The organism is Acidimicrobiales bacterium (genome assembly GCA_036378675.1).
In the GTDB taxonomy this organism is placed as follows: Bacteria; Actinomycetota; Acidimicrobiia; order Acidimicrobiales; family Palsa-688; genus DASUWA01.
Window position 1 is genome coordinate 47,941 of the sequence record DASUWA010000023.1, and the last position, 13,154, is coordinate 61,094.

At 63.4% G+C, this 13,154-nt stretch carries 13 protein-coding genes and 1 pseudogene; 4 read left to right on the forward strand and 10 right to left on the reverse strand.

Annotated features, from left to right (window positions below; all coding sequences use genetic code 11):
- Positions 1-23 precede the first annotated feature (23 nt).
- Positions 24-263 carry a hypothetical protein gene (locus VFZ97_08620; GenBank protein HEX6393491.1) on the reverse strand — a complete coding sequence of 80 codons (240 nt, stop codon included), beginning with the start codon at positions 261-263 and terminating at the stop codon, positions 24-26.
- 98 nt (positions 264-361) lie between these two features.
- Positions 362-3,049, reverse strand: coding sequence for a tetratricopeptide repeat protein (locus VFZ97_08625; GenBank protein HEX6393492.1), 2,688 nt, complete (start codon positions 3,047-3,049; stop codon positions 362-364).
- Positions 3,050-3,193: 144 nt separating this feature from the next.
- Between VFZ97_08625 and VFZ97_08630 the strand changes: the two genes are divergently transcribed.
- The 3 genes from VFZ97_08630 (at position 3,194) to VFZ97_08640 (ending at position 5,899) form a co-directional block, all read left to right on the forward strand.
- Positions 3,194-3,769, forward strand: coding sequence for an SH3-like domain-containing protein (locus VFZ97_08630; GenBank protein ID HEX6393493.1), 576 nt, complete (start codon positions 3,194-3,196; stop codon positions 3,767-3,769).
- Positions 3,766-4,347: a nitrile hydratase subunit alpha gene (locus VFZ97_08635; GenBank protein HEX6393494.1), complete on the forward strand. Its 582-nt coding sequence runs from the start codon at positions 3,766-3,768 to the stop codon at positions 4,345-4,347. Before VFZ97_08630 ends, VFZ97_08635 begins: the two co-directional genes overlap by 4 nt.
- 205 nt (positions 4,348-4,552) lie before the next feature.
- The gene (locus tag VFZ97_08640) at positions 4,553-5,899 is read left to right on the forward strand and encodes a DEAD/DEAH box helicase (GenBank protein ID HEX6393495.1); all 1,347 of its coding nucleotides are present in this window, start codon (positions 4,553-4,555) and stop codon (positions 5,897-5,899) included.
- A gap of 246 nt (positions 5,900-6,145) precedes the next feature.
- Here the strand turns inward: VFZ97_08640 and rpsR are convergent.
- Positions 6,146-6,421, reverse strand: a pseudogene (gene rpsR / locus VFZ97_08645) (30S ribosomal protein S18).
- 252 nt (positions 6,422-6,673) lie between these two features.
- Between rpsR and VFZ97_08650 the strand changes: the two are divergent.
- Positions 6,674-6,877, forward strand: a complete 204-nt coding sequence (locus VFZ97_08650; GenBank protein HEX6393496.1) for a cold-shock protein — start codon at positions 6,674-6,676, stop codon at positions 6,875-6,877.
- A gap of 184 nt (positions 6,878-7,061) precedes the next feature.
- On the opposite strand, the gene VFZ97_08655 is transcribed toward VFZ97_08650, so the two are convergent.
- From VFZ97_08655 to VFZ97_08685, 7 genes are all read right to left on the reverse strand, one after another.
- The gene (locus VFZ97_08655) at positions 7,062-8,054 is read right to left on the reverse strand and encodes an NAD-dependent epimerase/dehydratase family protein (protein HEX6393497.1); all 993 of its coding nucleotides are present in this window, start codon (positions 8,052-8,054) and stop codon (positions 7,062-7,064) included.
- A complete protein-coding gene (locus VFZ97_08660; protein ID HEX6393498.1) occupies positions 8,051-8,650 on the reverse strand; it encodes a hypothetical protein in 600 nt (199 codons plus the stop codon). The genes VFZ97_08655 and VFZ97_08660 overlap by 4 nt, the downstream gene beginning before the upstream one ends.
- 103 nt (positions 8,651-8,753) lie before the next feature.
- The gene (locus tag VFZ97_08665) at positions 8,754-9,539 is read right to left on the reverse strand and encodes an SDR family oxidoreductase (protein ID HEX6393499.1); all 786 of its coding nucleotides are present in this window, start codon (positions 9,537-9,539) and stop codon (positions 8,754-8,756) included.
- A 65-nt stretch (positions 9,540-9,604) separates the two neighbouring features.
- Entirely contained in the window at positions 9,605-10,255 is a 651-nt protein-coding gene (locus VFZ97_08670) for a DNA-3-methyladenine glycosylase 2 family protein (GenBank protein HEX6393500.1), read from the reverse strand.
- 100 nt (positions 10,256-10,355) lie between these two features.
- Positions 10,356-11,651 (reverse strand): MFS transporter, encoded by a 1,296-nt coding sequence (locus VFZ97_08675; GenBank protein HEX6393501.1) that lies wholly within the window; start codon positions 11,649-11,651, stop codon positions 10,356-10,358.
- Positions 11,648-12,409 (reverse strand): SDR family NAD(P)-dependent oxidoreductase, encoded by a 762-nt coding sequence (locus VFZ97_08680; protein HEX6393502.1) that lies wholly within the window; start codon positions 12,407-12,409, stop codon positions 11,648-11,650. The genes VFZ97_08675 and VFZ97_08680 overlap by 4 nt, the downstream gene beginning before the upstream one ends.
- A 1-nt stretch (position 12,410) precedes the next feature.
- A complete protein-coding gene (locus tag VFZ97_08685) occupies positions 12,411-13,073 on the reverse strand; it encodes an isochorismatase family protein (GenBank protein HEX6393503.1) in 663 nt (220 codons plus the stop codon).
- Between the last annotated feature and the right edge of the window lie 81 nt (positions 13,074-13,154).

Below are 13,154 nucleotides of genomic sequence, written 5' to 3' on the forward strand. Positions count from 1 at the left end.
CCCTGCTGCTGTAGCGAAGGTTCTCAGCAGCCGCCGTGCGCGCTTATCTCGTCGGCTAGACGGAACGAGGCCGGGCTTCCGGCCGTGGCGTTGGCGAATGCTGCGCACAAGGTGGGGTCCGCGTGGCCAGAGCGGCTGGCGGTCGCGTTCGGAGTCTCGAAATTGAGCAGGACTGCCAGGGTGATGGAAATGATGATCGCCGCCATGAACGTGGTGGCGGCGAGACGGTAGACACTGACGACTGGGCGGAGGATGCTTGTCATGGTTCAGCCTTTCGGATTCGGGTCGGCGGCGCCGACACCAGAAAGGCGTGATTTGGGCTCGAACGGTTGTTCAAAATGGCTGAACAAGCACGCCAGCTTCAGGTGCGCCAGCTAATTGGGGCCCTCGGGTCGGGCATGTAGGCGCAGTATGTGCCGGTTCGGATTGTGGTATCGAGATGGTCAGCCAGAGGTGGGCTGTGCTCACGGATCCGGGCCAACGCCGAATGGACGGCTCGGGTGATGTTGACCCTGGCCCTTTCGGCGGCTGAGCCGGTGTTGCGGTCCCGACCGCCGAGGCCCATAGCAGCGGTCAGCTCGTAGGTCAAGAAGTCCATTTCTCCGCGAATTAGTGACGCGCGAGCGGGGTCCGCCCAGTCCGTAGCTTCGTTGAGCTCCTCTTCGAGGTCGCGCAGCCTGGCCCGGTAGCTCGACTTGGCCTGCTCATCTAGCAGAGGCGAAACGTTGCCGTCCCGGTGGCGTTGGACATTGCGAAGGGATCGTCGTGCCGCTGTCCGGGTTGGAGTATCGCCGCTTTCAATCGTGACCAAATCGAGCACGTGGAACTCTCGCCCGGGATGCTTCAACAGGTGGGCGAGAAAATGAAGGCCCTTGCTGTCTCTCAATCTGAAGGTTCCCGATTGGAAGACGATCGTCCAGTAGTCGCCTTCGGCACGAAGGATGTTCAATTCCCCGAGGGCTGGCTCTTCGGGCGAATCCGAGACGTCGGATTGACATGCGTCCGCCGCATACGCCAGCGCCTCGGCCCGATCCATTCCGAGTCCTTCTTGCCAGGCGCGAGTGAACGTCGCCTCGTCCGTCTTGTCGCGTAGCGATTGCCGCGCGGAGTCGCGACGGCTCGCCGTTCCGAGCCGAAATGGCGTACCGGCATCCCTCCGGAGACGGTCTTCCGCCCCGAGCAATCTCGCCGCCCGCTGCACCTGTCCACCCTCAGCGGCGAGCAGACCCAAACCCCACAGGGAGTCTAAGGCCCGGTACCACTGCCCCCTGCTTCCCTGCAGCTCTAGGCTCTCCGTCCAGAGGGCCGCCGCCCGGTCAGGGGCACCTCGTCTCAGCGCAAGATCTCCGAGAAGGGAGAGGGACACGGAGACGCAATTCCAATCAGACAGTCCCCTCTGAATCTCAAGGGCCTGATCAAACAGACCTTGTGCCTCACGAATACGTCCGTCGTCCCGTTCGATCATGCCAAGGACCAGAAGCGCGTTCGCGGCGCTGTGCACATCACCACTGGTTCGAGCCAGACCCAACCCCTCCGCGAGTACGGGCTGAGCTCGCTGCGGATCCCCCATGTCGTACACGATCTCTCCCAGCTGTGCCAACGACTCACCAAGCGCCTGTCGATCACCCGTCCTCCGAGCGACGTCCGCAGCCGCCTCAGTGATTTCGTAGGCGCGTTCGCTCCGACCGGCGGCAGACTCCAGTCGACCGAGTAAGAATGCGGTATGCCCCGACTCGGCCTCATCGCAGAGCCGGCGCTGGATGGCAAGCGCCTCTCCTAGAACGATCCGGGCCTGGTCTAGTTCTCCCCCCAGTCGGCGCATGTCGCCGAGTTCCCTCAAAGCCCTTGCACGCAGCAAGACATCTACCTCACCAGGCAGCGATAGAGCCGCCTCGACCCAGGCAAGTCGCTCAGCGACGGGCCCCTGAACAGCCTGAGAGACCCTTCGACAAGCGACCAGGCGCAACGCGGATTCGGAATCGCCGGTGGCGATGGTGCGAGCAAAGGCCGCCCGCAGATTGGGAAACTCGACCTGCATCCGCAACCAGATCTCGTTCTGCTGCGGCCCGACGAGCTCCCGCTCCGACTCTTCGACGAAACTCACACACCACCTCAAGTGGCGCGATCTGATTTCGTCGTCCTCGCCGCCAGCCGACAGAAGCTCGAGTGCATACTCCCGGATCGTCTCGAGCATCGAAAACCGCTCGCCACCATGCTGCAGCAGGCTCTTGTCGACCAGCGATTGCAACAAATCGACATCCGCATCGGTTACCTCCTCGACAGCCTGAAGCGTGCATCCCCCCTCGAACACCGCAAGGCGCGAAAGGAGAGTCAGCTCGTCTGGCTCGAGTAGCTGGCACGACCATTCGATTGTCGCTCGCAGAGTCCGTTGACGGGGCTCGAGAGCCCTTCCCCCCTTGAATAGGTCCAGCCGTTTGGAGAGCAGTCCCAAGATCTGCGTCGGTGAAAGGACACGAGTACGTGCCGCGGCTAGCTCCAAAGCGAGGGGCAGTTTGTCGAGGCGGCGGCACAACTCGGTGACAGCTTCGCCGGAAGACACTCGAGCCCGAGAACAAAACAGTTCCACTGCCTCTGAATCCTCCAGAGGAGGGATCGCGTACTCGACCTCTCCTCGAACTCGAAGCAGCTCTCGGCTTGTGACGAGTACGCGTAGGTTCGGACACGACTCCAAGAGACCGAGCAGCTCAGGAGCGGCGTCTATCACCTGTTCGAAGTTGTCCAAGACCACGAGCATCGAACGTGATCCGATATGAGCCGCCACCCTTTCCTTGGTCTCGGCGCCGACCACCCGTGCTAACGACTCGATAACGAGGCTGGGCGCCCTCAACGCTGACAGGCCAACCCAGAACACGCTCCCGTCGAACCACGTGTCGGCCGTGGCCGCCGCTTCGATCGCAACACGTGACTTGCCTGATCCCCCCGGACCGGTCAAGGTCAACAGACGGGCGCCGCCTGTAAGGAAGGAGGTGATCTCTCCTACCTGCTTGTCCCGACCGATAAAGGAACTCACCGGCCGCGGGAGGCTCACGATCCACCTCGTCGCAGGTATACGGCCATACCAGACACCCCACAGTGAAGCTAGCCCGCCTGGCGCCTTCGATCGCTAGCCTTAACCGCTCGGCCAACCATGGGCGCCACCTGGAGCGGCGCGATAATTCGGGGCGTGGATGGCATGCACGATCTTGGTGGTATGCACGGCTTCGGCCCGGTCACGATCGAGGAAGCCGAACCGGTATTTCACGAACCGTGGGAGGGCCGAGTTTGGCGAATGGTGCGTGCCGTGATCGGCCCGGGCACCACGACCGACAGGATCCGATACACCATCGAGCAGATGCCGCCCGGTGATTATCTGGCTGCCAGTTACTACGAACGATGGTTGTGGGCTGTCGAACGGCTCGCTACCGAGCAGGGACTCCTCGACAGTTCGGACCGACTTCCAGTGATCGAGCGCCCATCGCCGGTCACGCCGACATGGTCGGGTCGGTTCCAGCCCGGCGCAGTGGTCCGGGTTGGTAACCCGGTCACGACCGGACATACGCGGGTGCCTCGCTACCTCCGCGGCCACGTCGGTCGCGTCGAGCGAATCGCATTTGCTTGGCCCAACCCGGGAGAGTCCGCGGAGAAAGGGGTTTATGGTCAGCCCGAGCTGGTCTACACCCTTGCCTTCGCCGGGAGAGAACTGTTCGGGGCTGGCGCCGATCACACCTTGACCGCGGACGTAGCCGAGCGCGACCTGGAGGAGCCGTGAGCGACCTGACTCCCGCACAGCGAACCGAAATCGTGGAACGCCAACTGCGTGAGCATGGCCATATCGATCCCGACGACGTAGACGCCGCCATCGCCAGGGCCGAGTCAGCTTCGGGCGATTATCCAAGTCCGGCACTCGGTGCCAGAGTCGTGGCCCGCGCGTGGACCGATCCCAGCTTCCGGGCCGGGCTCCTTGCCGATCCAGTCAACACTCTGTCCCAGTTCCATACTCTGACAGTGCCAATCGCCGTTCTGGAAGATACGCCATCCCTTCACCATGTCATCGTCTGCACGCTTTGCTCGTGCTATCCGAGCGAGCTACTCGGAAATCCTCCCCAGTGGTACAAGAGCTTCGAATATCGAAGCCGCGTCGTGCGCGAACCGCGCGTCGTTCTAGCCGAGTTCGGCATGGACATTGGGCCAGAGGTCGAACTTCGAGTCCATGACTCGACCGCTGAGCAGCGCTACCTGGTGCTCCCGTTGCGGCCAGTAGGTACCGACGATTTGGACGAAAACCGGCTCACCGCCCTGGTGACCAGAAACTGTTTGATCGGAACGGGTCGCCCGTTATTGCCGTAACCTGGTGTCAGCTTACGACCGGTGTGTGTCGCTCATGCCCCAGCACGCTGCGGAGCTGCCCGAGCCTGGAGCGTGCAGCCGGTGTACGAGGGGCGCGGGCTGGTAGCCGATGGCGCCTGCTAACCTTCGCAGTTCCATCTCACGGCGATCCCGCGTTTCCTTTTTGGGGTGGCAGCGGCTGGTCGTCTAACTCAGGAGTCTTCAGTTGTCTTCATCTTTCGCCGACCTCGGCGTACCCGCCGAAGCCGTCCGTGACCTACGCGCTCGCGGCATCAGTTCGGCGTTTCCTATTCAAGCTGCGGCCATCCCTCCGGCCATGGCCGGCGACGACATCTGCGGTCGGGCTCCGACGGGGTCGGGCAAGACCATCGCCTTCGGGGTTCCGGTCGCCGCCAGAGTCGGCCGGGGTCGCCCAGGAGCGCCGCGTGCGCTGATCCTTGCGCCTACGCGTGAGCTGGCCAGGCAGATCGAAGCAGAGATGACTCAACTGATGGGGAGCGATCGCCGCCGGCGGGTCGCAGCGTTCTACGGTGGTGTCGGATTTGCCGCGCAACTCAACTCGTTGCGCCGCGGCGTCGACCTGGCTGTGGCCTGCCCAGGACGGCTCAAGGACCTGATCGCACGCGGAGCGATCTCCTTGGCCGAGGTATCGATCGTGGTGATAGACGAGGCGGACCGCATGGCCGACATGGGCTTCCTGCCCGATGTCAAATGGATCCTCGATCAGGTTCGCCCCGACCGACAGACCCTCCTGTTCTCCGCCACTCTCGACGGTGACGTCGACCAGTTGGTCAGGCGATATCAACGGGCGCCGGTGCAGGTATCGGTCGAGACCGATCAGCAGGAGTCGACGATCGCTCACCATTGGATCGACGCCCGACGGGAGGATCGCGTGGATCTCGCGGCCGGATTTGTTGCCGCGCACGGTCCGACCGTCGTTTTCTGCCGTACCAAGCACGGCGCTGACAAGGTGACCAAACAACTAATTGCAACCGGAGTCAAAGCGGCAACTCTCCACGGCGGCCGGACCCAGTCGCAACGGGAGCGGGCGCTGCGTGCCTTTTCGGGCGGGCGTGCCCATGCCCTTGTTGCCACCGATGTGGCTGCCCGAGGAATCCACGTCGACGGCGTCAGTTGCGTCATTCATTTCGACCTGCCTGCCACGGCGAAGGACTACCTCCACCGATCCGGGCGTACCGGCCGAGCCGGGTCCGACGGTGTGGTCATCTCGTTCGTAACCCCTGCCGATCTTGCACCTGCGCGGGTCCTGCAAAAGGCAGTCGGCTACCCGATCTCGCCGAAAAGTGCCCTCACGGGCACACCCGAGGCACCACGCGGCGCGCCGGCCACACAGGGCGCCGTCGCTCACACCGCCTCAGCCGCAGCGCATAACGTGTCGGATTCGCGGCGAGAGCCATCGAAGAGCGCCGGCCGTCCCAGAGGTACCAACCGGCCTCGCAGTCAAGACCCCGCTACGCGAAAGGCGAAGCCAGTAGCTGATCGGGCCACCCGTACCGGACGGCCGCAGCGTCGACGTAGCCGCGCTGCCTGACGACTAGGGAATTGCAGCCAGTGTCTGGTTGCCGACGGACTGCGGAGAGTCAGAAGCGTTGTCCGTCTCTGATTCTTCAGCGGCGTCGTCCACCAATTCCTGGTCAACGGACTGAGCATCTCCGCTGTTCGGTCCACCTTCCCCGACATCGGGTGATGCCGCCTCGCTCGATCCTGACGCCCGATCTTGTCCACGCCGACCGCCAGGCCGCCGATCGGCGGTATCGCCGGCCGTTGTGCGCACAACGTAAGGCAACAGGGCCAGTTCCCGGGCCGTCTTGATGGCCGCCGCTACATCACGTTGATGTTGGGCGCACGTGCCCGTCGCTCCCCGGGACTTGATCCGGCCCCTGTCGTTCATGAACCGGCGCAGGAGGTTCACGTCCTTGTAATCCACCCAAGGTGAGTCCTCTGCGCAGAACCGGCACACCTTAGGGCGCCCGCGCCGAACGCGGCCCTTGCCCTCCGCGTGGCGGGGCTTGCGGCTTGGCGCCTTCTTAGTGGTCTTGGGATTGCGTGCCATCCTGCTCCTCTACGTGCCCCCACCATCGAGGGAAATCGGGTCTTAGCGAATGGGGAGCAGTCAGTGGCTGCCGACAAGCGCCAGAGACGAACCCTATCGCAAGACCTGCTGCTGAGCCCGTCGGGACCGCGCGGCGATAATGTTATTGCTGAGGGTTAAAAGCATCGAACGATCTCCCTCTGGCTTTCGCAAGCCACGCCGTGATCCGAGCAACCCCCCGGGTCGATTCAGGCGAAGAAAGGAGGGGATCCCATGCCAACCGGCACCGTGAAGTGGTTCAACGGGGAGAAAGGCTTCGGCTTCATCACCCAAGACGACGGCGGCCCGGACGTGTTCGTGCACTTCAGCGCCATCTCCGGCAGCGGCTACCGCAACCTCGAAGAAGGCCAAAAGGTCGAGTACGAAACCACCCAGGGCCCCAAAGGCCTCCAAGCAGCCAACGTTCAGGCGCTTTGAGCCCATCCCCTCGCCCGTCGGCGTGTTGAAGGATCCTTGCCGACAGTCAATGCGAGCTAATCACACCCATGGCAGCAACCGTCCCCGCCGTGCGGGGCGGTTCGCTGCGTAAGGTTCAAGTCCCGCAACGTGGCCAGGGAAACTAGGTGCGGGCGTGACATGGCGGAGGCTTCACCTTCGGCAGTCAGGGAAACTTCCCTATCTCCTTCAGCCATGCCGACGTCCGTCGCAGGCCCGCGTCCAGGCTGATCGGGTCGTAGCCCAGCCGTTTCCACGTCTTCGTTTCTTGCAGGGGAGTACGCTCCGTGGTCCCCCTGGCCGCCTTTTCGGCGATGGCGAGAAGGGTCGGACCGAACACGGCTACCACTTCGGGATCGTCTGAGGGCGCCACGTCCAGCACGCGATGCTCAAGGCCGGCGAGTTCGCACATGCGATTGCAGGCCTCGGCGATGCTAACCACGTCGTCCGGCTGGCCATCGAGCATGTATCGCTCACCTGCCACACCCTTGTCCAGTGCGAGGATGCAGCCTCTCGCCACATCTTCGGCATAAACCCAGCTCACGGGGAAACGCAGGTACCGCTCGATGCGCTTCCGAAGAGCAGACAACAAGACACGGTTGAAGCTGGTGATCCCTAGCGCGTTGCTGACTACGGGCGACGGACCGAAGATAGCGCCAGGGTGAGCGCTGACCACGTCCATGCCACGCGCCGCTCGGGCCATGACGTCTTTGAAGGCTGCCATCTTGGTGACCGTGTAGGGATCGGAACTGGTCTCTTTCAAGAGCGGTGCGTCTTCGCGCTCGACGCTGCCGAATGTGTCGAAAAAGGTACTGGTGCTCACCGCAACCACGCGACCCAATCCTTCCGCCTCCGCCGCGTCCAGCAGATGCTTGGTGCCGCGGGCATTGACCGCCTCGAAATCAGACAGGTTCTGGCTGGCTCCGCCGAGCAACGCCGCCGAGTGGATGGCAGCTTCGCAACCAGCCGCGGCCCGCCTGACGTCCTTCGCATCGGTGATGTCGCCTGTGGCGATCTCCACGCCAAGTGCGGTGAGGGGCGATGTATCCGCGCTGGCTCGGGCGAGGGCTCGCACCTCGTCGCCCCGCTCCCTGAGCAGACGGCAAATGTTGGCACCTGCCAGTCCGGTGGCTCCCGTGACGAGGATCTTCTGCGTCACGAAGGGTCCACCTGTTCGACGCGGTCCTTGGCATCCTCGTTGACGCTGTCGATCTGGTCAGGACTGAACCGAATGACGGGATCACTCGAGCCGTATACGTCAAGAGTGTGGATGAACCGGTGCAGGCCCATCGAGTTGGCGCACGCGAACCCGAGCTCGATGATCTGGGCCGCCGTGAATACCTCGCTCAGCTCCCGGTACACGTCGTCGTCTATGGCGTGATGGTCGGCAGACAGCAGGTCCAGAAACTGCACCGCTAATCGCTCCTGTTCCGTCAGCTCACCCTGTCCGGGCGCCAGCAGGCACGCGACGTCCTCATCGGTGATCGACTCGTGCTTTCGCGACTGCATACACGGTTGGCACTCACCCAGCTGCGCGCTCCGAATCCGCAAGAGCTCCAAAATCCTCCCGCCGAGCAGCGACTGCTGCCCCCACACGCTCCTCGCCGTATGCGTCATCAAGATCTGCTGCGTCTTGTAGGCGAAAATCTGTAACGGGATCGGAGTGGCATACATCCCGCTCGTAACGCCTTCTTCGATGATGCGCCGGGGCTCCGGCGCGAGCTCGTCTAGCGGAATTGGCTCGATTCGCGGCACGAAAACCTCATTTCTTCCGGCGGGCCGAGAATAGCATTTTCAGCGGTCCGCCGGACCTGCCGATACGTCCATTCATCCCATCTCGGTCTGAAGCTCGGCCTGGTCACCTGTCGGAGCTGTCAACGTGGGCGGACATCCCCCCGTCGATCGTGAACGTCTGCCCTGTGATGTATCGGGACTTGTCCGACGCCAGGAACAGCACCAGCTCAGCCACGTCCTGCGGCGTACCCACAAATGGCGTCAGGGTGGCGCGACCCAACCCCTGCAGCATCTGCGGTGTTAGGTGGGCCTTGACGGCGTCGGTAATGATCAGTCCAGGCACGATCGTGTTGACCCTCACACCAACTTTTCCATGGCTCGTGGCGGTGTACATGGTCAAGGCGTGAACGCCGGCCTTAGAAACGCCGTATGCGGTACGGGTCCGATCACCACGGAACGCGGCCCCCGACGACATGTTGATGATCGAGCCCCCGCCGGCGGCCACCATGTGTGGGACGACGTGCTTCGACATCAGCATCTGACTACGGAGATTCACGTTCAGCGTCCGATCCCACACCTCGACGTCGAGCTCGATCACGGTGGTGTCTCGGGAGAGGAAGTCCGAGTCGGTCAGGGCAGCATTGTTGTGGAGCACATCGATCCGGCCGAACCGCCTTCCGATCTCAGCGACCGCCGCCCGGACGGACACCTCGTCGGAAAGATCCGTGTGGATCACGCATGCAGCTCCACCTGTCGACTCTATCTCTGCCGCGACAAGATCGGCTCGTGGCCCATCGATGTCCAAGACTGCGACCCGCGCTCCTTGCGCAGCCAATGTCCGAGCCGTAGCTGCGCCGATCCCCCCGCCGCCACCGGTGACGATGGCGACCCTTCCCTCTAGCAGTCCCACATCGGAAGGCTACCGATCGGATTGTCGGGGAAGGTGATTCGACGACAACGCCCCCCTGTTCACTCCTATCCCTGGTATTCCGATGCGAACAGGTAGCTAACGGCCAGGCTCCGATACGGCCGCCATCGATCCGAGAGCTCGACCAACTCCTCGTCGGTCGGCAAATGGTCGAACCCGTACTCTCGCTGGATGGTGTGCCTGAGAGCCAGGTCGCCGGTGAGGAACACGTCGGGCCGGTCCAGGGCGATCAGCAAGAAGCCGCGTGCTGTCCAGGGCCCGATCCCGGGGACCTCGGTGAGCGCGGCTTCTACCTCTTCGTCGGTCATACGCGCGAACGCCTTTTCGCTTAGCCGTCCGTCGACGAACCTCTCCGCGAGAGCTCGTATGGTCTCGCCCTTGCGAGCCGAAAAGCCGCTGTCCCTCAGGACTTTCGCGTCGGCCGCGAGCAGTTCGGCCGGCGAGGGCATGTGGCCGCCGAAGTGGTCCTCTAAATGCGAGATGATCGCTCGGGTGGAGGCGACGGAGAGCTGCTGGCCGGCGATACCGAAGATAAGCGACGCGAAGGCGTCTAGCGGAGGAAGCTCCTCCATCCACGCGCGGGGACGGAAGTCCGGCCTCGCGTCGATCAGCTTCCCGAGGACCGGGTCCGCCTGCTTGAGGTACTCGCGTGCCTCAGGATCGGCAGCTGCGGCTCGCTTTCGGTGTTGGGTAGCCACGGTCATCCTCCCTGAGGCACGACGTCTGCCTTCACATTGTCCTGCCGTTCAACGCCGTTCGGGTGCGAGTTGCTTCCCGTGATGCGCTTCGCCTTCCCGGTCATCGCGGTGGCTGGTTCCTGACGGCTTTGCCCGGCCGGCGACGGCTTAGTAGCAACCAGCCTGAGACGGTCACTCCAACCCCAACAAAGATGGCGAAGGCAAGCACCGTGTTGGGGACGCCCGCTTTCTGGTTGAGTGCGATCCCGGCTCCGACCACGGGAACGGAAAGTCCCACGTAGAGGGCGATGAGCAGCGCCGATGTCATAGCTAGCCGGTCTTGAGGGGCGCTTGCTTCGAGGACGATTCCCGTGGTCCCTTTGAATACCGCTCCGGCACCCCCGCCAATCAGGGCGCCCCCGACGAGGAACAACGCCAGGCTAGGGGTCGAGAGACGCACTGAAACCACTAGGAGGACGAGACCTGCCAGCATCGAGACGGTACCCACCGCGAGCACGCGGGGTGCCGGCAGCTTTGTCGTGGCCACCTGGGACACCACTCCTGAAGAGAACACGAGGAACAGGGTCGCCCCGGACAGGGCGTGTGACGGATGGTGCAGGGTGGTGCCGAGGATCAGTCCGGACAGCCCCGCGAACAGGCCGCTCGCGGAGAAGGCGGCAGCGGTCCCGGCGGCTGCTGGGATCGGCAGCCTCGCCGAACTCGAACCCCTCGAACGCGTCGGAGCTGTCGCTTTGGGAGTTCGCACACCTGTCTCGGGTACGACCCACAAGCTCACCAACGCGATCGCCCCGAGGACGATGAACACGAGGTAGGGGAGGGTCAGCTGCAGCTTCCCCCACTGGGCCAGGGCGCCGGCAATCAACGGACCGAGTCCCAGGCCGCCTACGTTCACGGACGTTCCGATGTTGCGCGCCCGGATCGGGGACGCGTCGGGGTCGGCTCGGAGGCGTAACTCGAGCAGATAGATGATGGCGGTGCCGGCAGCGAGGCCGACCGACGCCCCGCTGAGCAGCCGTCCGACAATCAGTCCCGGTAGGGCTTTCCACGCGGCGAGCACACCTACCGCGACCATCATCGTCGCCACGGACTCGAGCATGACTCCCCGCCGACCGATGCGCGCTGCGATGGAAGGAACGGCCAGCAGGGTGGCGATAGTGCTCGCCGCGAAGATCGCGTAAACGACCGTGATCGTCAGCGACGAGAGGTGATCTCGCGTTCGGTAGAGGCCGTACAGGGGACTCGGCAGTGTCGCGACGGCCATGACAATGAGAAAGGCGAACGCCACGGTCCAGAAACCCGACGTACGGCGGCCTTTCTCAGTCGCAAGCGCCCGTGATGCGGATGCGTCGCCGCTGGCCATAGCTCCTCCCTCCGTCTGGACCGTCGCCGCGGTCACCAGGCCTTCATTCCGCCATCGACCACGAGGTCAACGCCTGTCACGTAGGCGCTTTCATCGGAGACGAGATAAAGGGCAGCATTTGCAATGTCCTCCGCCTGCCCGAACCGACCTAGGAGGGTCCTCTCGCGCATCCGGCGGCCAAACTCCTCGTCCTCGAGCTCTCCTCGGGTCGAGTTGGTCTCGATGAATCCCGGCGAGACCGAGTTGACGCGGATCCCGTGCTCGCTGCCTTCCAAAGCGAGCTGGCGCGTCATCCCGATGATTCCCGATTTGTTGGTCATGTGAGCCAGCGATGGCAGGAGCTTGAAACCGAGAGACCCGTTCAACGAGGCCATGTTCAAAACCACGCCCTGGCTGGCTTTCAGGTGCGGCCACGCAGCCCGGGTGAGGTAGAAGACCAGGTCAACCTCGTCCCTGCGGGCGGCGTCCCACTCGTCGTCGGTGAACTTCTCGAGCGGGCTGAAGTGGGATTTCGCTGCGAGGTTGAACAGGACGTCGATCCGGCCGAATTCGCTGACCGCCAGGTCAACGAGTCTGGTGCATTCAGTGGGATCGCTGAGTCGACTCGGCTGCAGCGACACCATCTGGCCACCGGCTGCCTGAACCATCGTCACTGTCCGTTCAGCCGGCTCGACCAGTACGTCGCACCCCACTACGAATGCCCCCTCATGGGCGAAAGTTAAAGCGGTGGCCCGCCCGATGCTTCCGCCGGTGCCCGTGACGACGCAGACTCGTCCTTCCAGTCGTCCAGACATGTCACTGCGCTCCGTGTGCCGCGGCGGCCTTCTTCTCCGCTTCTGCCACACCCACCAGATCCGTGATCTTTGGGGCTTCCGTGAAGTACCAGTAGATGACGTCGAGAGCCGGCCCAGCCATCGGCCCGGCCCAGTCCCGGAACATTTCAGTAGTCACCCCGAGTGCCGTGGTGGGAACCGCCCCGGCGTGCGCCAACCGTTCGATGGCAGTGCGATGTGCGGTCTGCGAGCGGCCGCCGACGGCGTCAGCCACGTACAACACGTCGTACCCGTCCTTGAGTGCCTGGACGGTAGCGAACGTGAGGCAGATCTCGGTGTGAAGCGCACCGATGACCAGTCTCTTCCGTCCTGTGGCCTTCACTGCGTCGCGGAAGGCCTTGTCCTCGAACGCGTTCATCGAGGACCTGTCGATTGGCTCGATCCCCTCGAGCTCGGAAAGAATTGACGGGAGAGTAGGCCCGTTGATCCCGAACCCAACGCCCACCGTCGACAGGACGATGGGCATGCCGAAGGCCTTCGCGGTCCTCGCGAGGAGTCGGGCATTTAGCTCGACCATGTCGGCTCCAGTCTCCGAGCGGATGACTTCGAACATCTCGTACTGGTAGTCGATGAGCACCAGGGCGCAATCATCCGCTGTCCAGACGCCCAAATCCTTCGTAGCCATGTTCCTTCCTTTCACTCTGTTGTGCTCATTCCGTCTTTGGCCAACATATAGCGAGTTTATATGCTTGTGCAAGCAATATTT

Coding starts and splice junctions, on each gene's coding strand:
- VFZ97_08620 (HEX6393491.1), bottom strand. CDS start 263: ATGACAAGCATCCTCCGCCCAGTCGTCAGTGTCTACCGTCTCGCCGCC.
- VFZ97_08630 (HEX6393493.1), top strand. CDS start 3,194: ATGCACGATCTTGGTGGTATGCACGGCTTCGGCCCGGTCACGATCGAG.
- VFZ97_08650 (HEX6393496.1), top strand. CDS start 6,674: ATGCCAACCGGCACCGTGAAGTGGTTCAACGGGGAGAAAGGCTTCGGC.
- VFZ97_08680 (HEX6393502.1), bottom strand. CDS start 12,409: ATGTCTGGACGACTGGAAGGACGAGTCTGCGTCGTCACGGGCACCGGC.
- VFZ97_08685 (HEX6393503.1), bottom strand. CDS start 13,073: ATGGCTACGAAGGATTTGGGCGTCTGGACAGCGGATGATTGCGCCCTG.